The sequence below is a fragment of the Methanococcus voltae PS genome, assembly GCF_024807035.1.
Lineage (GTDB): Archaea > AGJL01 > Methanococci > Methanococcales > Methanococcaceae > Methanococcus > Methanococcus voltae.
In genome coordinates this window covers 610,984-631,692 of record NZ_JANUCQ010000001.1, presented here as the reverse complement: position 1 = coordinate 631,692, position 20,709 = coordinate 610,984, and the positions used below count along the sequence as shown (strand labels likewise).

General features: G+C 29.6%; 16 protein-coding genes. 7 read left to right on the top strand and 9 right to left on the bottom strand.

Annotated features, from left to right (window positions below; translation table 11 throughout):
- Positions 1-325: 325 nt before the first annotated feature.
- Both M2325_RS02925 and M2325_RS02920 read right to left on the bottom strand, forming a co-directional pair.
- Complete coding sequence (locus M2325_RS02925) at positions 326-1,153, bottom strand: 4Fe-4S binding protein (protein ID WP_310572588.1); 828 nt, start codon at positions 1,151-1,153, stop codon at positions 326-328.
- Between the two features lie 133 nt (positions 1,154-1,286).
- Positions 1,287-2,135, bottom strand: coding sequence for a substrate-binding domain-containing protein (locus tag M2325_RS02920; protein WP_209590636.1), 849 nt, complete (start codon positions 2,133-2,135; stop codon positions 1,287-1,289).
- A 379-nt stretch (positions 2,136-2,514) separates the two neighbouring features.
- On the opposite strand from M2325_RS02920, the gene M2325_RS02915 reads away from it, so the two are divergent.
- Positions 2,515-3,555, top strand: a complete 1,041-nt coding sequence (locus M2325_RS02915) for a TIGR00341 family protein (protein ID WP_259050763.1) — start codon at positions 2,515-2,517, stop codon at positions 3,553-3,555.
- A gap of 69 nt (positions 3,556-3,624) precedes the next feature.
- On the opposite strand, the gene tgtA is transcribed toward M2325_RS02915, so the two are convergent.
- The 5 genes from tgtA to M2325_RS02890 all read right to left on the bottom strand — a co-directional run bounded on the left by tgtA (position 3,625) and on the right by M2325_RS02890 (position 10,250).
- Positions 3,625-5,643 carry a tRNA guanosine(15) transglycosylase TgtA gene (tgtA, locus tag M2325_RS02910; protein WP_259050762.1) on the bottom strand — a complete coding sequence of 673 codons (2,019 nt, stop codon included), beginning with the start codon at positions 5,641-5,643 and terminating at the stop codon, positions 3,625-3,627.
- A gap of 188 nt (positions 5,644-5,831) precedes the next feature.
- Positions 5,832-6,950, bottom strand: a complete 1,119-nt coding sequence (locus tag M2325_RS02905) for a FecCD family ABC transporter permease (RefSeq protein WP_209590633.1) — start codon at positions 6,948-6,950, stop codon at positions 5,832-5,834.
- A 124-nt stretch (positions 6,951-7,074) separates the two neighbouring features.
- A complete protein-coding gene (locus M2325_RS02900) occupies positions 7,075-8,121 on the bottom strand; it encodes a FecCD family ABC transporter permease (protein WP_209590632.1) in 1,047 nt (348 codons plus the stop codon).
- A gap of 269 nt (positions 8,122-8,390) precedes the next feature.
- A complete protein-coding gene (locus M2325_RS02895) occupies positions 8,391-9,119 on the bottom strand; it encodes a 4Fe-4S binding protein (protein ID WP_259050761.1) in 729 nt (242 codons plus the stop codon).
- A gap of 105 nt (positions 9,120-9,224) precedes the next feature.
- Positions 9,225-10,250: a permease gene (locus M2325_RS02890; protein ID WP_259050759.1), complete on the bottom strand. Its 1,026-nt coding sequence runs from the start codon at positions 10,248-10,250 to the stop codon at positions 9,225-9,227.
- A gap of 250 nt (positions 10,251-10,500) precedes the next feature.
- Here M2325_RS02890 and hdrC point away from each other — a divergent pair, with 250 nt between their 5' ends.
- Complete coding sequence (gene hdrC / locus M2325_RS02885; protein WP_209590629.1) at positions 10,501-11,082, top strand: CoB--CoM heterodisulfide reductase subunit C; 582 nt, start codon at positions 10,501-10,503, stop codon at positions 11,080-11,082.
- A 107-nt stretch (positions 11,083-11,189) separates the two neighbouring features.
- Entirely contained in the window at positions 11,190-12,110 is a 921-nt protein-coding gene (gene hdrB / locus M2325_RS02880) for a CoB--CoM heterodisulfide reductase subunit B (RefSeq protein ID WP_245314017.1), read from the top strand.
- A 118-nt stretch (positions 12,111-12,228) separates the two neighbouring features.
- Here hdrB and M2325_RS02875 read toward each other — a convergent pair whose 3' ends face one another.
- Positions 12,229-13,404 carry a cation:proton antiporter gene (locus M2325_RS02875; protein WP_209590628.1) on the bottom strand — a complete coding sequence of 392 codons (1,176 nt, stop codon included), beginning with the start codon at positions 13,402-13,404 and terminating at the stop codon, positions 12,229-12,231.
- Positions 13,405-13,899: 495 nt separating this feature from the next.
- Here M2325_RS02875 and dph5 point away from each other — a divergent pair, with 495 nt between their 5' ends.
- From dph5 to M2325_RS02860, 3 genes are all read left to right on the top strand, one after another.
- Positions 13,900-14,667 (top strand): diphthine synthase, encoded by a 768-nt coding sequence (dph5, locus tag M2325_RS02870; RefSeq protein ID WP_209631534.1) that lies wholly within the window; start codon positions 13,900-13,902, stop codon positions 14,665-14,667.
- Positions 14,668-14,991: 324 nt separating this feature from the next.
- Positions 14,992-16,107 (top strand): protease inhibitor I42 family protein, encoded by a 1,116-nt coding sequence (locus tag M2325_RS02865; protein ID WP_259050757.1) that lies wholly within the window; start codon positions 14,992-14,994, stop codon positions 16,105-16,107.
- Between the two features lie 237 nt (positions 16,108-16,344).
- Positions 16,345-18,252, top strand: a complete 1,908-nt coding sequence (locus M2325_RS02860) for a molybdopterin biosynthesis protein (protein ID WP_259050755.1) — start codon at positions 16,345-16,347, stop codon at positions 18,250-18,252.
- A gap of 88 nt (positions 18,253-18,340) precedes the next feature.
- Here M2325_RS02860 and M2325_RS02855 read toward each other — a convergent pair whose 3' ends face one another.
- A complete protein-coding gene (locus M2325_RS02855) occupies positions 18,341-19,129 on the bottom strand; it encodes a DUF7839 domain-containing protein (protein WP_209590624.1) in 789 nt (262 codons plus the stop codon).
- Between the two features lie 472 nt (positions 19,130-19,601).
- On the opposite strand from M2325_RS02855, the gene M2325_RS02850 reads away from it, so the two are divergent.
- Positions 19,602-20,708 carry an ABC transporter substrate-binding protein gene (locus M2325_RS02850; RefSeq protein ID WP_259050749.1) on the top strand — a complete coding sequence of 369 codons (1,107 nt, stop codon included), beginning with the start codon at positions 19,602-19,604 and terminating at the stop codon, positions 20,706-20,708.
- Position 20,709 lies beyond the last annotated feature (1 nt).

Below are 20,709 nucleotides of genomic sequence, written 5' to 3'. Positions count from 1 at the left end.
TTGATATAGTTTATATTATTTATAATTTTGTCATATCATATTTAAATATTATGTAACATTGACATAATTCATCGAAATAAGTATAAATCTTTTTATATAAATAATTATGGCATAAAATGAATTAAAAGCGTTATTTTTTGATAAAGTACAATAATATACAATTGTTTTAAAGTATTATAGGATATATTTAATTAAATAATAAATAAAATAAAAATAGGGCATTATTTAGAATAAATAGTACTTATATTAAAAAAAATAGAAAAATTATTCATAATATATGACTTGAATTTATTTTTATTTTTATTTTTATTTTTACTTTTTAGTTTTACTTTTTAGTTTTACAATGACTACATCCGCTACTACAAGTAGTATCGGTTTTGATTTCTTTTTTATTCTCTTTTTTGAGCCCATTCTTTGAAAATATCTTCCGATATATCTTTTTGAGGGCTTGAATTCCTGTCCCGTATGGACACATATACCTACACCAAAATCTTGCAATTATCATGCTTAAAACTAAACCTAGTAATATAAGGTAAAGCCTACCATAATACGCATTGTTTCCGGAAATCAAGGTAATCCATATTGAATTTAATAAACTACCTGTTCTAATAGGACTATAGAATCTAGGGTCACCCATAAAAAGTGCAATAACTGCAAAGGTAAATATTAGGTATTTTAGTATATTAAATATCATTTTATACTCTTTGTTGGTTTTAAAGTTTCCCTTAAATATTTTTTTACGTATTTTGTATAAAACGTCATTTAGAGTACCATATGGACAAACTCTCCCACAGAAATCTACCCTAGTGACTGCGAGATATCCCAAAATTGCTACGAAAACAGGTTTTCGCAACTGTCTTGATGGGCAATCTACAACAGGGCACATATCGCATACAACAAAAGGAACAATGTAAGGGCACCTAAACACTATTATGGCGAGTGAAGGTATAGATATTAAAAAAATTCCATATTTTACAAATTTTGTGTACATATTTTTTAATAGTAATTTCTTTTTTACATTCTTTATATTTCGTAGATTGTCCATGGTTTTTTTACGTTCTTTATTATTATCGTTATTATCTTTATTATCGTTATTATCTTTATTATCTTTATTATCATTATTGTTAAAATCTTCAGGGTTTTTTGAATTCATTATTACACGCTACAATTAATTTAGTATAGGATAGTTAATACATTATAATGTGATTAAAATAGAATACAAATGATTAACATAAGTTAAAATTAAAAAGTTAAAATTAAAAATTGAAAGATATTTGAATAAATAATTAATTATTTAATTTCAAATAGTCTTTGTAATAATTATTGTATATTTCTTGACCTTCTTCGGTATTTACAGGTACGAATCCATGCTTTGCTAAAATTTGTTCAGCTTCTTCACCTAAAACGAAGTTTTGGTATTCGTAAGCTAATTTAGGGTATTTTGTGTAGTTCATAACGCCCACGGTAAAAATACCGGTTTGAGGGGTCATATATTCCCTAGGCATATCAACGATTTCGTATCTACCTTTAACTTCCGGTAATGTTGTAACTCTTCTTTCTACTAATGTAGCGTCAGCTTCACTGTTTTCAAATTCTAATAGCATTTTCTTGTAACAATCAAAATCTTTTGAAGATTTTTCATATATTGAATCGATAAGTTCTGATTGGTTTATCATTGCCTTTTTAGTAGGTATAGATGATTTTGAATCAGTATAAACTTTTACATCTTCCCTATTTAAGTCAGCTAATGACTGTATGTTTTTAGGGTTACCTTTTTTAGTGAGTATTACCCAGTCGGTAAACTGATATACCTTATAATCAGGATTCATTAAATCTAAATCCACTAATTGTTGAGAGAAAATAATGGTTCTAGGCAAAAATACATCTGCGTAAGCTCCGCCTTCGAGTGCTTTTTCTAATTTACCAGCATTTGCACCAGTAAATTCTATTTTACAATCGTATTTTTGTTCAAAAACTTTGTTTACTTCAGTTAGTGCTTCAGTAGGTCCTCCACAACTGTAAACTGTTAAAACAGTTTTAGCACCTGTGTTTGTACCATCACCGCTAGAAACACAACCGCTAAATAACAAAGTCAATGAAATCAAACCTAATACTAAAAATAAATTCTTTTTCATAATATCTACCTAATAATTAAATTTTTACTTAATTAATATGTTATTAATACGTTAGTAATACTTTATTAATACGCGACTAATATCTAATTTAACTTAAATTACAATTTTCTATGTGCTATAGGTTATTAGATTTTTTAATGTATGTATGCACCATAACAAGATATAAATTATTATGATTATATATAAATACTTTATTAAATTGGTTATTTTAGAATTTAATAGATATTAGAATTTTTAATAACAAACTAGTTAAAATAATGTAAAAAATAAAAAATAATATGTAAAAATATGGAAAATACTTAAAATGATTTAAAATAAATTGGAATACGTTAAAGTAAGTTATAAAAAGTTAAAATAATTTAAAAAAATGGGTTATATTATGAAACTTAGACTTATTGAGTGTTATGTTCCAAAGGGGATATTTGCAGGTCTTGAAAGTTCAGTATCTGAGAAATCATTGGAACAAATCATATGGAGCAGTGTAAACGAAGAGAGAAATCAGACTGTTATAAAAATATTAACCACCCTAAGTTACGCTGAAGTCATAACGGATGAACTTTCTACCGCCTATGGAGGTTCAAACTATAGAATGTTCACATTAAGCCCTACAAGTGTGGTACCACCTATTAAAGAGGAAGAATTGGAGAAAGAAAAAGAAGATGCAGGAATTGAAAAAAAAGAAGAAGAAAAATTAGTAGAAAGATTCACGAGGGGGGAAATACTTTCTAAAATGCAAGATTTTTCTACAATATCGAAAGAATCCGTTTTAATGTTAATATTATCAGCTATTGTGGCTTCAATAGGTCTGTGGAAAAATGATGTAGCAATTATTATTGCATCCATGATAATTGCGCCACTTTTAGGTCCAAACATAGCTCTTTCGTTTTCAGTTTCAGTTGTGGACGTTGAATTAGCGAAAAAATCTTTGAAAAATCTTATATTGGGGGTATCATTAGTCCTGGTATTTTCAATTTTTTTAGGAAATATAATACCCATATCTCCAGAATATCCACAAATAGCTTCCAGGATGGATTTGGGATTTTATAACATAATTATAGCACTTTCAGCAGGTATAATTGGTACATTATCCGTTTTAATTTGCGGAATATCATCTTCGGTTGTAGGTGTTATGATTGCAATAGCTTTAATTCCTCCATTGGTGGCTTTTGGACTAATGGTCGGTTCAGGATATTATATAGAATCATTACCCATTGGGATATTGTTTGTTACAAACATTGTGGCCGTTAATTTCTGTTCAGTCCTTTTATTCTTCGTATATGGTGTAACACCATATAAATGGTGGGAAAAAGAGAAAGCTAAGAAATTTACAATAGTTACGCTTATTTTTTGGCTTTTAGCACTATTATTTATGGCCATAGTAATAATTTATCGAGAAAATATAATTAATTTATTTATATAATATATATTTAAAAAAGAAAAAATTTATTTATTTTATTTATTATTTTATTATATCTTATTTTATTATATATTATTTATTGAATTTATTTACACCGTTTCTAACGTCAATAGCTACGCCGTAATCAAATTCAAGAAGTTCTTTACCATTTAATAAGGTTGTACCGAATGCTAACAATTCATCTTCTTTACTGACTACTAAAACTTCTTCGTAAGGTCTTAACTCTTTATCACAGTCTATTACGAATTTTGCATAAACGGATTTACCATCTTTTGCGAATTCCTCAACACTAGGGTCAATTACTACCCTATGGAATGGAGCAGGAATTTTTTCATGCAATAATTTCGCTCCTTCTTTTGCAGGGATTAAATAGTTATCACTAGCCCTTATGGTGAATAAAACTTCCTTTGTATCCTTCCACATTACATTCCTAAGTCTTTTAGTAGTTTTACTTCTTTTAGTCATTAATTTATCCATTATTTCGTCATCAATAATTTTATGACCGTATTGGTATTGTAACATTTTGTCTATACGGGTTAAATCACATGTATCTTTGTGTGCGTAGAGTGTTTCTTTACTCTTTTCAAATTTGGACTTTGAATGATTGGTATAATAGTTGTAAGTGTGAATATCCATAATTTTTTCAGGATTTTCTTCTTCAATTTTGCTCATAAATTCATTTACAAAGTCGTTGTTAAATTTCTTTTCGTGTTCATATAATTCAGGAATTTCATTTTGAGATAATGGGTACATTGTATCGATATACATAGGTACCAATCCGAATACTGGGTCTTTTATCAACACGTCAACGTCACATTCAATATTTGGTAAGTTTTCACTGTATGGCTTTCTTACGGTGCTTGAAACGTTTGTAAGATATATTTTATCCATTTGTACCCTATTTAATCTTTGTTTATGCCTGTAAACTTCAGGTCTAAACATACTCTCAAATCCAGTATAGAAAAATCCAGATTTTTTAGAAACTGGGTCATTTTTCTCTACGAATTCCATATATTTTGAAACTCTTCTTAATCCATCCATTAATTTAGGGTGTGCCCTACATCTTTCTTCTACGAGCTCCCACAAATTGCCTTCTTTAATAGCAAATTTAATTCTGTCAAGTTCTTCGAAAGTTACGTATAAATTATGTTCTGCTAAGAGTCTTTCAGCTTCCTTCCTTTCATCCTTGTTCTTGCTTGTAAACATCTTATTTAATTCTTTTGGTGCATACTGTGAACATATTGGACATTGACACGGGAAGCTTTTCAAATCTTTCAAATCTTCGAGGTGTTTGGTACCTGAAACCGTTAAATAACGTCCTTGTTTTGCATAAAGTGCGTATGCGGCACTATCAAATAAATCACAGCCTAAAGCAGCAGAAAGTGCGAATAACATAGGATGTCCACAACCGAATAAGTGAACTGGTTTATTTGAAGGTAAGTGCATTTTTGAGTTTAAAATGATATCTACAACATCACCATACCTATATTGCTCCATAAGTGGCACTACCGCACCTAAAGGATAAATATCGAAGTCCATTTGTCCCATTTGTTGAGCACTCTTTATTCTTAAATCCACGTGGGTAGAACCTTGTATTGTACCATTTAATTTTAAATTATATCCCATTTCTTCCCTTCTTGCAATGGAATCTTTTGCACGAATAAGTGTTTCATCCAATTCTCTGCTTGCTCTTTCGTACGAAACGTCTGGAGGTGTTGGTATATCCAATATTGTACCGACGTCAACGCCTATTTTTTCCTGGAAATCTATAATTTCCATTGGTTGAACGTTTACACTACCATAAACGCTTAATTGGAAAGAACCGCTATCAGTTACAATTACATTTTTGAATTTGGTTAATTCGTGTATACCTTTTTCAGAGGCAAATTCGTTTAATTCTGGAGTAGTATAGGTTATATAAGAGTTTGTAATGATTACATCCGCCAATTTATTTATTAAATCGATTGGTACGGTTTGTTTCTTAGGGTTTGGGTGTACAACAGGCATTATGGTTGGAGTTTCTATTTTTTTTCCGTTAATTTTAATTACTCCTAGTCTTGCCATTGCGTCACGTGCTTTTATTTCAAACATTGTTTCACCGAATATTGCATATTTGCTTAATTTTTAAATTAATTTATACTAAAATTGTTTTACAAATAAAATTAATAACTATTCTATTATTTATCAATTCATATAAATAATGTGCGATGAAAATAACTTAAAGTAGTTAAAAAATAAATAAAGGGTAAAATAATAATAAAAATAGAGTTAATAATTATTTAAAGTATTAATTTTTTTTCGCCCTGCATTATCAAATATAGAACTATTATGCCACCAAATACATCCAAAACTGCACTTATTGGCAAAACTGATGCTGTTTTTACATTAAAAATCCATTTGAATGGCAAATAATAATGTAAAGTTATGATATGGCAAGATAACATTAATAAAACTCCTATTAACATACTTGCAGGTAATAAATAGGTATTATCAGACGTTTTAAGTAACGGTCTCGCCAGATAAGGGGCAGATATCCCAACAAATGCCATCAAACCTACGTAGGGTATAATTAAACCAACTACGAATGAAGTCAATAGTAATATTGCTATTCTAATTTTTTTTATGCTTAACCCAAAACTCTTTGCATAGTTTTCACCAAAAACCAAGGCATTTAAAGGCTTTATTAAAAATAATGACATAATAATAAACACTACCGTAGCAAAAGCCATGGGATAAACCGCGTCAAATGTTAATTTTGACAAATTGCCTACTACAAAGCCAAAATATTCATCTATCAATAAATTATCCGAACTGTGGATTAAATAGGACCGTATACCACTAAATAAGTAACTTGCGAGTAATGCAATTATAATTACACTGTTTGATTCCTTTACTTTAAAAGCAATACTTATAAGTATAATTGTAGATAACATACCACCCATCCAACCGGCTATTAATATATCTGCAGTTCCAAAAACCTTGAATAAGTTTGAAAGCGAAGTTGCGAATATTACAAAAGAAACCATTAGTAAAACTCCGCTAGATATACCCGTGGTATACGGGGAAGCTAACAAATTTCTAAATAATATCTGTAACATTAAACCACTACCTGCAAGAGTTATCCCTATCGCTATAGCTCCTAATATCTGGGGAAATCGGACTTCTTTTAGAAGAGTATCTTTAAACATATCTCCGGTTGATTGGTGAATTACAAAGTTTGTAACGTCATCTAAGGATATAGTTTTGGCATTACCCCCATAATACAGCCCCAATATTAAAAATACTATTGAGGATAGTAGTAAAATTATAATAATCGATAATTTGTAAAATTTATTATTTTGCATGTTTTTTAAAGAATTTAAAATTCCCATTTTTTTATTATTTTGGATTTTATCCATCATTTTCACCTAAAAATTAGGTATTGGTCTTTTATTCTTATTTTATTCTTATTTTATCCTTACTTTCTTATTATTTTTTATTAATTTTATTTTTTATTAGATTATTACTTTTTAATTTATTACACTACATTCTAAACTGTTTAGATTTAGTATACACGTATATAGCTATTGGCGCCCCCATAATTGAAAGCGGACAGAGTAACGGAAGTGTACTCGTACCGTGTGGGATAATTACACTTGGTCTAGCAATTATATCGGCAATTAACAGGAATATTGCACCCAAACTTGCAGACATTGGTATTATTTTAGAATGTTTTGATGTTCCACAAATTATTTTAGATATAATGGGCGTAAACATTCCAATAAAAGCTATTGGGCCAGTAAATGCGACAATTGTAGCCGTAAGCATACAGGATAATGAGATTAACACCCTTTTGAAAGATTTTACATTCAAACCGACACTTTTAGCGTAATTATCCCCTAAAATATTTGCGTCAAGTTTTTTTGAAAGCAATATCAATATTAAAAAGATTAATGGGATAACAATTACCGCCATTATAATCAGATAATCAACTGTTAAATTAGATACTGACCCCATTCCCCAACTGAAAAAGTGACTGAGCTTGGAATTATCGTCACCTAACATATCACCAGTATAAATGAGCATGGTGGTTATTCCGGAAGTAATTGCACCAATCATTATTCCAGAAATCAGCAACGTGGAAGTTTGACGAGAAAATTTTGCTATGGTGGATATAACCGACATAACAATTATTGAACCTACATAAGCGGATAATATCATACCCATAGAGGATTTAGGTAAATTTGACCATAGTAAAACCGATGTAAAGCCATAAAGCACTACCCCCAATGTAGCACCGTTTGAAACGCCCATTAAATAAGGGTCTGCCAAAGGATTTCTAAAATAGCTTTGCATTAAGATACCTGCTGTAGATATTCCAAAACCTGCTACAATGGCGCCTAACGTTCGTAATATACGGATTTTAAAAAGTATGGTGTCTGTAAGTTCAGTACCTGTGGTTCCGGTTAGTAGATATTGTAAAATTTGGTAAAATGGTATATTTGAAGTTCCTACGGTTAAACTAAAGATAGATAGTACAAATAATAGTCCTAAGAATGCCAACATCAAAAATATATATTTTTTATCCATAATTCACCAATTTTACCCGTATTTCTGATTAGTTTTTTAATTATTTTATTATTTATTTTATTATTTTTTACTTTAGTTATATTAAAGTAAATTTTAATAAAATTAAGATAACTTTAATTATATAGATTAGTTATATAAATGTTACGAATAGCACGTGAAATATATGCGAAATATCTGTTAAATAAGGGGATTAAAAAGACTAAAAGGGTTAAAAATTATAAAAAAGGAGAATTAAATTTATTATGTTTATTTTTTATATATTTATATATTTATTTATTAGATTTTTTATTAGTATTTTTAACTTTACAGCTTTTGCATGACTTACATAGTTTATAACCTTTTTTTACGGTTTCAATACCTGTTCCATAAGGACATAAGTACCTACGCCAGAAACGAGCTATAAATATGACGCCTAGCAATCCCAAAATTACTAAAGCTATTCTAGCATTTTGCAATATTGCAGTTACAGCGATGTCGTAAATATAAGTACCTGCAATAGCCCTGTTTTTTCCGTAAGGGTTCAATAAATAAGAACGCATACTTAAAGACGCTGCTATGATTGCAAATAAGAATATAGAATATTTTAAAACCATTATAATATTTTTTAAGGTTTTATGTTTGGATAAATTATATGTTTTTTTCGAGATTTTCATTCGTATTTTAAATAAAATATGGTTTAATGTTCCGAAAGGACATATTTTTGTACAAAAATCTGCCTTAAAAACTGCCATATATCCTAAAACACCCACTAATAACGGGGTACGCGTATATTTTAGGGGACATTCATAATGGTTACAATAATCGCAAGCGATAAATGGTACTACATATATACATCGGAATATTGCAAAAATAACAGATGATATACCTGCTAAAAAGAATAAATATCTGCCATTATTAACCGTAAAGTCCCTAATCTTTTTTAAAGTACTCTTTTTACCCTTATGCGAACTATCTTTATTTATTTTAACATCTTCGTTACTCTCAGCCAAATTTTTCAAATTACCGCCTTCCCTTCAAATTTTAAACCTATTTTAAGATATAATATTAAATATATAAAAATGTTAGACTCTTATTAAAATTATTTAATAATTCGTAAATTAAAATTAAAAAATAAATGTATCAGATAAAAGTCCCAATATTGCACTAATTACTATTATGGAAATAAGATATTTCAGAGTCTTTTTTAATCCATAACATTTATTTAAAGCTAAAATCATGGGTAAACCTGTAGCAGGTGCCGATATTAAGAAAGATAAGATTATACCTTTTGGAATCCCCTCAATTGCGAAATTATTTATTAATGGTATTAGTGCGTAAGGACATAAAAATATAACCAATCGGATTGCTGAAATTACGAAATACGTAATTAAATTGTTAGACAATAGCATAACAATAACTTCAGTTGGAATTAACGTGGCAAAAAGTCCCGATAGCATATATCCAATTAATATGGAGGGCATTATAAATTTTAACTGACTTAACAATATTGACGTAAAATTGTGTTCTTTTTGCTTCCCTTCTTTAAAATAAGGAGTATATTTATCCTTTAAAAATACAATACCAACGCATATGGATAATATTATGGATAAAATCACTTGATAGATAGCTAATTTATATCCAATTATGGAAAGAGTCATAAAAAAACCAATGGGAGTTATGGATGCTGCAGATATGATAAATGCCATGCTTGTACCCATATTTACGCCTTTGCTATTCATTGCATTGGCTACAGGCACGCCACTTGCAGAGCATAGTGGTAAAATTGCACCCATTAATGAAGATTTCAAAAGTGAAAAACTTGAATAATTCAAATTATGGACAATTTTTTTCCTTAAATCTCCTTTTAATTTTACCTTTAAGTATGCAGAAATTATAAATCCGACTAAAATATATAAAATAGAATCTTTTAGGAAATTAAATGATTTTTCAAAAGATTTTAAGATTATATAGGTTATATTATCAAAATTTAATGAAATAAGGTTCATATTTAAATATGATTCCAAATTGGAGTTTATATTAATTGTTATTATATTATTTATTATATTATTTATTATATTATTTATTATATTATTTATTATATTATTTATTATAAAATTTAGTGCAGATTCTAAAAATGTTATGCTATCCATATTATCCCGATTGTTTTTAATTTTTTAATGATTTTACGTTACTTTTTTTACATTTATTTTTATTAAGCTATTAAATTTATTAATATCCAATTTAACATTATTTATACCTATACGCAATTACATAAATACATTTGTATAATTAATCCTTATTCCGAGGAGTTTTCGTAATATTATACAATTGTATTACATCCAAACATAGTAACAGTATATAAATAAGGCTTAAAAAAAATATATAATTAGGGGTGAAATAATGGTTTTAAAATCCAATGAATACAATAAAGAGTTTTCAGAAGCAATTGTGAATGCAGGAATTGATTTTTTGGGAGAAGATAAAAGTAATTCATTTAAAAGATGTTACCAATGCGGTACATGTACGGGAGCTTGCCCAAGTGGTAGGATAACAGGATTTAGGACAAGAAAAATAATTAGGCAAGCTTTATTAGGCGACGAAGATTTGCTATCTAGTGACGACTTATGGATGTGTACGACTTGTTACGAATGTTACGAGAAATGTCCTAGGGAAGTTAAAATAACAGATTTAATCAAAGTAATTAGAAACTTAGCGTCAGAAAAAGGATATATTGCTGAACCACATAGGAAAACGTCACTTTACGTTTTCAAAACAGGTCACGCTGTGCCAGTAAATGCTGAAATGAAAAAAGCAAGACTTGACTTGGGTTTGACAGAAGTTCCACCGACAACCCATAAATATCCGGAAGCTTTACAAATGATTAAAGATATTATGAGCGATTTGAATTTCTGTAAAAAAGTAGGTATCTGCGAAGAAACAGGGGAATTAACAGAATTAGATTTAAAATATGCTAGTGAATAATTACTAATTTATGAGATAATAAATTATATCCTAAAATATACGAAAAATAAGTTATAATTTATAGTGTATTAATCAAATTAAGTATTTATATAGTTGAGGGGATTTTAATGGAGAATGCCAGAAATAAGGATATGAAAGACGAATATGTATTTTTCCTTGGTTGTATTGCACCTAATCGATATCCTGGTATCGAAAGTGCAACATACAAAGCTCTTGAAAAATTAGATTTAAAGTTAAAACCATTTGAACAAGCATCTTGTTGTCCGGCTCCGGGGGTATTTGGTTCATTTGACTTGATGACGTGGTTAACAATTGCAGCAAGAAACATTGTACTTGCTGAACAGGAAGATTTAGACATCCTAACCATCTGCAATGGGTGCTATGGCTCGCTATTTGAAGCTGACCATATTTTAAAAGACAATGAAACCGCAAGAGAAAAAGTAAACGAAGTATTAGGAAAGCACGGTTTAGAATATAAAGGTACTACAAACGTTAGACACTTGACCGAGGTACTTTACTTTGATTTGGGTACTGAATACATCGCCGATAGAGTAGAAAATCCATTAGATGCAAATGTAGCTGTTCACTACGGTTGCCACTACCTAAAACCTACTGATGTAAAACATATTGAAAGTTCAGAGGTTCCCAAATCACTTGACGGTCTTGTTGAAGCCATAGGTGCTACATCAATCTCATACCGTGATAAAAATATGTGTTGCGGTGCGGGTGGTGGCGTAAGGGCTAGAAACCCAGAAGTTGCTCTCCAAATGTCTGAAACTAAAATTAAAAATATGATTGCTGCAGGAGCAGATTGTGTAACTGAAGTATGTCCATTCTGCCACTTACAATTTGACAGGGGACAAATTGAAATCGAGGAAACATTTAAAAGACAATATAATTTGCCAGTTATACACTATTCCCAGCTTTTAGGATTGGCTATGAATATGTCACCAAAAGATGTGGCTCTTGATTTACACTTTAAATCTGCGGACCCATTGTTAAAAAAATTAGGATATATTGAAGAATAATTGATTATTATTTCTTCTTTCTTTTTTATTTATTATTGTTATTTTATTGTTATTTTATTGTTATTTTTTAATATTTGTTTGTTTATAATTTTTTCATTTATTATTTTATTTTATTATTTTATTCTTCGACAAATTCTTTTTTATTTTTCAATACATAGCTCTTTAAGAATATTGGTGGTATTGTAGAGGTTATGAGAGATAATATTACAATTGCAACGAAATAAGGATATGGGAGAATACCCATTTCTAAACCGAGTGTTGCTGCAACTAGTGCGGTTGAAAGAGAAGGTACTGTAAAAACCCCTCCACAAAAGCTTTTTTTAGTGTTGTATTTTAACATCCTTAAAGATATATAACCGGAAAACGTTTTTAATATTGCTAAAACGGAAACAGCTACTGCTATTAAGGATATATTACTTAAATCCGTTAAAACACTTATATTGGTGTTCATACCCACCGTTAAGAAGAATAATGGAATAAATAACCCATAACCTATGGCATTTAAATTTTCATTTAATAAAGTGTCGTGTTCTTCTTTGGTAAGTTCTTCTGAAACGGCTATCCCTGTGATAAATGCCCCGATAATTGGATGTATTCCGATATATTCTCCAGTTATGATTGAAATAAGTATCAATAAGAGTATAAAGTGTATTTTAGGAACGTGTAATTCCTCTAATTTTTTGAAAATGTACTTGGACATCAATGGGATTATGAGTAAAAGTCCTACAATATAAAGTAAAACCAAGCCCATAAACTGGAATATTTCTGAATTTAAGCCCCCTGCTGTTTCGTTTACCTTAACAATTATGGAAACTATTATAAGGCTTAAAAGGTCTACAATAACCGTTGCACTTAATAAAGTCGTACCGAGTTTTGATTTAATCATGTTTAACTCATCCATAAGCCCATAAACAATTCCTACGGAGTGTGAGGAAAATATGACTGCATAGATAAGAGAGCCAATGAAATCTAACCCAAAGAGTTGGGCTACAAAATAACCGCCAATTGCAGGAATTACCATTGAAAATATACTTAAAAATGTGGAGTTCTTAAATTCTGCTTTTAAAGTATCGTTATCCACCTCTAAGCCTGCTAAAAACATTAAAAATAACATGCCAAATGCACCAAATTGCATAAGCGCGTCACTCATAGGTATTAAGTTTAAACCGTAAGGCCCTATGAATATACCTGCCAACATCATTGCCGTAATACCTGGAATATTAAATCGCTTTAAAATCTGAGGGAATATGAAAATTAAGAGCATAACAATAAATAACATTATATAATTGTCCATAATATACACCGTGAAAAGTTTAAATTTAAATTACTTTGAATTACTTTGAATTACTTTGAATTAATTGAATTAATTGAATTAATTGAATTATATTTTTTGCCGTAAATTATATAAATCAATAAATTTTAAGATAAAAGAAAATTAACAATTTAGATTAGATAACTTAGATACTATGTACATTTTATAATTATATTTTTAAGAGTACTAATTATATTTATGATACAATCGTATATTTATTAGTCATACTTTATCAAATACTATCCAATATTATATAATAAAAATTATTTTAATTTTCAATAAGTTTTACGTATGAATACTATAATATAAATACTTTAATAATCAATAAACGATTAAATAGGATAAAATAATCAATTTTACATCGATTTTTTTAATAAAATATTAAGATATATAGATGGAATTAATAAATTAAATAAGGATATTAAATTATTAAATTACCAATATTATAAATTATAATATTAATAAAATGGTGATAATATGTTAATTATGGCAGGATTAGGGCTCTACGACGAAAAAGATTTGACCTTAAAAACACTTGAACATGCTAAAAAAGCCGATAAAATTTATGCTGAGTTTTATACGGCTATTTTAACAGGTACAACTTTAGAAACAATCGAAGAAACGCTTGGAAAAAAGATACACGTATTAGACCGTGAAAAAGTAGAATACGAGACTGAAAAATTAATAAATGAGTCAAAAGACAAGGATATTATGTTTTTAACTGCGGGCGACCCAATGGTTGCTACTACACACGTAGATATTGCAGTAGAAGCCAAAAAGAAAGGTATTGAAGTTGTTATTATCAATGCTCCGTCAATATATTCTGCTATTGGTATCACAGGTTTACAAATCTATAAATTTGGTAAAACTACGTCCATAGTATTTCCAGAACCTAATTATTTCCCAGAAACGCCGTACAATGTTATAAAAGATAACTTATCGTTGGGCTATCACACATTATGTCTTTTAGATATTCACGCACATGAAAATAAATTTATGACAGCTAATGAAGGTTTACAGGTGCTTTTAGATATCGAAGAAAGAAGAAAAGAGAATTTATTGAGTGAAGATACGAAAGTTTTAGTAGTGGCTAGAGCAGGTAGTTTAAAACCTAAATTAGTCTATGGAAAAATAAAAGATTTGATAAAACAAGACTTTGGGGCTCCATTACACAGTATTATAGTTCTTGGAAACCTCCACTTTATGGAAGAAGAAGCTCTAGAGATACTTGCGGAAAATATATAATTAATTTAATTAATTAAATTAGTTAATTTTTAATTATTATTCTTACTTTATAATTATTTTATTCTTATATTCTTACTTTATAATTATTTTATTCTTATATTCTTACTTTATAATTATTTTATTCTTATGTTGTTATTTTTCTTATTACTAGTTTATGAACACATATAATCAATTAATTTAGATATTACACTTATTAATTTTTCAATAATTATTAATCGCCATACTAATTAAAAATGTATTTATAAGGTAAATATTATAATATTCATGTAATAAACTTAGCAAGATAATCAATCTACTAAAAAAGCTAGTTTATAGGGGTGAAGTATGTACAAAAAGTTATTTGCAGTACTCGCAGTGATTTTGGCAATTTTGGTATCAGGTTGTGTTACGGAACAACCTACAGGGGAAATCAATCAATCTACAAACCCGGATGATACATCAAATTCTTCAAAATACAGTGAAGTAAACATTACACAGCATGTCGAAACAATGACATTCGGCAAAACAATTCCAACACTTGGAAAAACGTTAATAAATTTAAAAGAAAATCCATCAACTGGATATGGATGGAATTACACCATTGAAGGTGATAAAGATGCTATCGAAATTATCGAAGATAAATATATAGCTCCTGAATCAGACCTTGATGGTGCTCCAGGAACCCGTTCATTCTTAATTGAAGGTAAAAAAGCAGGTCAAGCTAAAATTATATTCAAATATGAAAGAAATTGGGAAAATAATAGCGAAGTTAAAGAATATACCTGTATCGTAAATGTTATAAAAATTGACAGATACGAAATATCAAAAAATCCTAACATTACCAGAAACTATAATACAAAAGTAGTTTTATTAAACGATGAGATGCAAGTTTCATTACCTGAAAACCCTTCAACAGGTTACAAATGGGTAGTTGACAACGGCGCACCTAAAATTTTAGAACTCGTTTCCTCAAAATTCATTAATGAAAAGAATGCAGAAGATACAAAAGACGTTGTCGTTGGTGCAGGCGGTAACAGAATATGGACCTACAAATGTTCAGAATCTGTCACTGTTAGATTAACATACTATTTAGTATCTCCAGCAAACGAAGTTACACAAGTGGAATACTACGACGTATATATTGACTTAAAAGATGCTGAAAAAGTAGCAGAAAACAAATCTGTTAAAGTAGGGGAAGAATTAAGTATTACCCATGCAATGCCTAAAAATTACGCAGGATACGCTATTGAAATTAGCAATAAAGAAGTTTTAAACTTTGAAACAGTGTCTAACGCAGACGATGAATTAAATATAACCTGGATATTCAATGCTACAAAATCAGGCGATAGTAAACTTATCATTAGAGAATACTTTGGCGAAGAAAACACTGACGCTGAAAAAATAACCACTTACAACGTTAAAGTTGAAGACGATGTTGTATCAGTGATTAGCAGTAACTAAATGACTATTTGAATATTTGACTATTTGAATAAATACCTATTAATTTATTTTTCCTTTTTTTATTATATTTTTATTATGTTTTAATCCATTATTATTCTATTATTATTCTATTTTATTTTCTTTAATTACAATTAAATAAAAAGTAATAAATCTTTTAAGCAATATATTTAATTTATAGAAATTATTTTTTCATTATTTACTCATATATGAAAATATTTAAAAAGATACGGTGTTTTTATGAGATATTTAGAACTTTTAGAGATAAAAGATGCAAAAAAAATTATAATGGATAAACTAAGCGAATTACAAAACGAAGAAATTGATTTAATTTACTCAAATGGTCGTATACTATCAGATGACATAGTTTCAGCTGTAGATGTACCCCCATTTGACCGCTCACGTATGGATGGCTACGCAGTACTTGCAAAAGATACCTACGAAGCTGATGAAAGCAACCCTATAACTTTAAAAGTTATAGATAGCGTTAAAGCCGGAGCTTTTAGCGATAAAAAATTAACCGAAAAAACCTGTATTGAGATAGCTACTGGTGCACCTATGCCTAAAAGTGCCGATGCGGTTGTAATGGTAGAATATACGGAACAAATTGCCGAAAATGAGATAAAAATCTATGATGCGGTAGCTCCTCACGAAAATATACAATATTGCGGTAGCGACATTATGGTTGGTGAATTAATCTTAAGAAAAGGCACCAAATTAACTGCCCGAGATATTGGCGCGATTTCAGCCATTGGGATGGATAAAATAAAGGTGGAAAAAAGTTTAAATGTTGGTTTAATATCCACAGGGAACGAATTGCAAGAATTAGGGGATAATTTAAAACCTAACAAAATATATGATGTAAATACGTACACTTTGGCTTCTTCAATACAAGAAAATGGCTGGAATTTTAATTTTTACGGAATTGTTGGAGATAATAAAATAGATTTAAAAGAAAAAATTACCAATGCACTAAATAAGGACGAAGATGTCATTATATTAAGTGGAGGAACTTCTGCAGGGGTTGGAGATTTAACTAGCACAGTTATAGAGGAATTAGGCGGTGAAATATTAGTTCACGGCATAAAAATAAAACCTGGAAAGCCTACGATAATCGGGCAAATCCTATATAATAACAAACATAAATTAGTTGTGGGATTACCTGGTTACCCAACATCTTGTTTAACCATTTTTGACGTATTATTTAATGAAAAAGGGAATTTATTAACTGCACACTTCCATCCTCGTTATATTTCAGCAAAAGGAAGGGAAGAATACTTGCCCGTGTCAATTATAAAAGGTTTAGACGGTTATGGCGTATATCCAATTGTAAAAGGTAGCGGTGCAATCACCTCTCTCACATATGCGGATGGATACGTTATAATACCGGAAAATAAAGAGATGTTGGAAGATGAAGTTGTTGACGTTCACTTATTTGGAAATATTAAATTAGGGCTCAATATTATTGGTAGCCACTGCGTTGGAATAGATTATATATTACAAAAAAGTGATTTAATAGCTAAAACAATTAATGTAGGTTCATTAGGTGGTATTAGCTCCATTAAAAGAGAAGAAGCAGATATTGCAGGTATTCACTTGCTTGGAAATGACGGAGAATATAACATACCATTTTTAAAAAGATACGGCGTAAAAAATGCTTCTTTGGTTAGGGGATACCTTAGAGAACAGGGTTTTATCTTTAAAAAAGAATTAGTTGAAAAAGTAGGGTTTGAATTAAAAACTATTGAAGATGTCTTAAAATTGTTAAAATCCCCTGTTGCTAAAGAAATTGACTTTATTAATCGAAATAAAGGTGCTGGTACAAGAGTTTTATTCGATAAATTTTTAAAAGATAATAAAATAAACAAATCTAATGTTAATGGCTATGATTTAGAGGCTAAAACTCATTCAGCAGTTGGAGCTTCGATTGCTACTGATAAAGTCGATATGGGCGTAGGGATTAAAACCATTGCTGAAAAATATAATTTGGAATTTATAAAACTTGCAGATGAAAATTATGATTTATTGATTCGAAATGAAAAAATAAACGACCCTGAAGTCTTAGAATTCATAGAATTACTTAAAAAAGTGGAATTACCATTTAAAAAGCCAAATGATTGCGGAGAAATTATCTATAAAAGTGAATAAATTAAAAAATAATAAAAAATAATAATTATTTAATTCTTTTAAGTTTTTTAATTCCTTAATTTATTAATTCCTTAATTTATTTTTTTAATTAATCATTAAATTCTAATTCCGCGTCTAAAATTGTGTAACTTATTTTGTTTTTATCGATTTCATTTAAAACATTTTCAGTCATTTTTCCTGTTACGAATGCGATAACGTCACAACCTCGTTTACAAGCGTTTGTAATGCCACTTGATACGCCAAATCTTATATCGGGCTTTATGTCTAATTTATTTAGTAATACGGCACTAACAGTCCCCATCATTGCTATAACTGCGTCAGGATTCTCTTCCAATATTTTTAAGACAAATTCTGTATTTACCGCACTTGTACCACCTTTTACCTTTGGAGGTACTTTTAAAACTATTACTTTTCCTTTTCTAACGTCCACGTAGCCATCAAGCTCGTGTATTGATATATCGTCGCCTTTTTTACCATCTTCGTAAACAATAGCGGATGCTTCTGTGACATTTGTTTTAGATATGTACATTAAACCCTTGTGCATGTAAAGATATACTTTATCCCCTTTTTTTACATCTTCGTTTGCTATTGCAGGCCAAGTGTCCTTATATCTGTATAAATTCTGGTTTACTTCCGAAAGATAGTCTTTAAAATCCCCAATCCACAATTTAAGGTGTTCCATACCCATATCTGTAATTACGTATTCTCCCCTACCTCTAGATTTGATAAATCCGTTTTTTGCCAAGCTTCTAACGTGTTCAGAAACTCCTTGAACAGTTATGCCTAAAACTTCGGCAATTTCTTTTTGTTTTATATGGGGTTGCTTTCTTACGATTTCAGAAAGTATTTGAAATTCTGTAATATTTCTTTTTTTCATTTTCACACCAAATATATTGTTATTCAAGTGACTTGAATAATTTATTAAAATTTAGTTGATTTAGTAGATTCTATTTTTTTTAAGATATATAAAGCTTTGTAAAATTCTTGAATCTGCATTATTCCTTAGACATTTATTTTATTAATAAGGCTTAATTTCAACAAGGAGTACTTCAAAATAATTTTTTTATTAAAAGACAATTTCATACTCCGTAACTATATAATAATTTGTCTTATTGTGTTAATTTTTAAAAATTGTTTCGTAAGATACATATAGTAGTAATTAAAAGGTATATGTCGTAAAAAACTGAATAAATACATGCAAATTAACATTCGAATTAAAAATACAAACTACAAACTACAAAGGACATTATTTTAATTAATAAGTTCAAAAATAACCAGTTTATTACAGATTATACACCGAGGTGTTTTTTATTAAAAAAATTATCCTAGTATTAGGTTGTATACTTGTATTGGCATTCTCTGGATGCGTAAGCACTCCTTCAGAAGATGGAGAAGTTCCAACAATTAAATTAGGACACTTACCATCTGACCACGATGCACCATTACACGTAGCAACAGAAAATCCTGATTTATTCAAAGAAAAATATGGCGTTTACTTGAAAAACGTAGACGGTAAAAATAACTATGAATTATATGAAAATGATAAAAAAATAGCAAATGTTGAATCAGTACTTATCACCCAGGGTGGAGCTCAAATTATGACATTATTGTCACAAGGCCAACTCCATATGGGTATTAATGGCGTTCCTCCTGTTGTATTTTCAGTAGATAGTGGTACAAAAGCTAAAATTGTAGCTGGAATCAACGAAGAAGGTTCTGCAGTTGTTATAAGAAACGATATTCCAGCTAATGACTGGGATGAATTTGTAGCTTGGGTTAAAGCTCAGAATAAGGCGGGCAAACAAGTAGCTATTGGTCACCCGTTACCGGTTTCAATCCAATATGTTATGATAAAATCAGCTTTAGATTATGAAAACATCACATACACGGAAAATGCTGACGATAAAAGCGCTATGGTTTACTTAATGAACTGTAAAGGACAAGGTTCAATGTCTAAATTACTTGAAAAAGGAGATTTAGACGCAGTAATTGCTTGGGAACCTACACCTGAAATCTTAAAAATAAATGATATTGCAAAACCTATTGCATACAGTGCAGAATTACCACCTGAAGGAGCTTGGGTAGGTCACTCATGCTGTGTTTTAGTGGCTTCAGACGATGCAATCGCAAACAACAGAGATGTAGTTAAAGCAATGACTAAATTAATGTTGGCTGGAAACAAAGAAATCAATAAAAACCCTAAATTAGCAGTAAACGCTTGTTCTGCTCAATTAGGTACTCCTTTAGAAGTAGAAGAATTATCAATTCCAAATATTAAATTTGCTGAAAAAGTAGATAAATTAAAAGTATTTGGCCCCCAATTTGTTCAAGTTATGGACGAACAAGGTATGATGCAAAACGAATTAAAAGGATTAACAGAAGATGAAATTAGAGAAAAATTATACGATTTCTCATTATTTGAAGAAGTTTCAAAAGAAATTGACGAAATTGAATAAT

Bases quoted from the DNA above. Each gene is read 5' to 3' on its own strand.
- M2325_RS02925 (WP_310572588.1), bottom strand. From the start codon at position 1,153: ATGAATTCAAAAAACCCTGAAGATTTTAACAATAATGATAATAAAGAT.
- M2325_RS02920 (WP_209590636.1), bottom strand. From the start codon at position 2,135: ATGAAAAAGAATTTATTTTTAGTATTAGGTTTGATTTCATTGACTTTG.
- M2325_RS02915 (WP_259050763.1), top strand. From the start codon at position 2,515: ATGAAACTTAGACTTATTGAGTGTTATGTTCCAAAGGGGATATTTGCA.
- tgtA (WP_259050762.1), bottom strand. From the start codon at position 5,643: ATGTTTGAAATAAAAGCACGTGACGCAATGGCAAGACTAGGAGTAATT.
- M2325_RS02905 (WP_209590633.1), bottom strand. From the start codon at position 6,950: ATGGATAAAATCCAAAATAATAAAAAAATGGGAATTTTAAATTCTTTA.
- M2325_RS02900 (WP_209590632.1), bottom strand. From the start codon at position 8,121: ATGGATAAAAAATATATATTTTTGATGTTGGCATTCTTAGGACTATTA.
- M2325_RS02890 (WP_259050759.1), bottom strand. From the start codon at position 10,250: ATGGATAGCATAACATTTTTAGAATCTGCACTAAATTTTATAATAAAT.
- hdrC (WP_209590629.1), top strand. From the start codon at position 10,501: ATGGTTTTAAAATCCAATGAATACAATAAAGAGTTTTCAGAAGCAATT.
- hdrB (WP_245314017.1), top strand. From the start codon at position 11,190: ATGGAGAATGCCAGAAATAAGGATATGAAAGACGAATATGTATTTTTC.
- M2325_RS02875 (WP_209590628.1), bottom strand. From the start codon at position 13,404: ATGGACAATTATATAATGTTATTTATTGTTATGCTCTTAATTTTCATA.
- dph5 (WP_209631534.1), top strand. From the start codon at position 13,900: ATGTTAATTATGGCAGGATTAGGGCTCTACGACGAAAAAGATTTGACC.
- M2325_RS02865 (WP_259050757.1), top strand. From the start codon at position 14,992: ATGTACAAAAAGTTATTTGCAGTACTCGCAGTGATTTTGGCAATTTTG.
- M2325_RS02860 (WP_259050755.1), top strand. From the start codon at position 16,345: ATGAGATATTTAGAACTTTTAGAGATAAAAGATGCAAAAAAAATTATA.
- M2325_RS02855 (WP_209590624.1), bottom strand. From the start codon at position 19,129: ATGAAAAAAAGAAATATTACAGAATTTCAAATACTTTCTGAAATCGTA.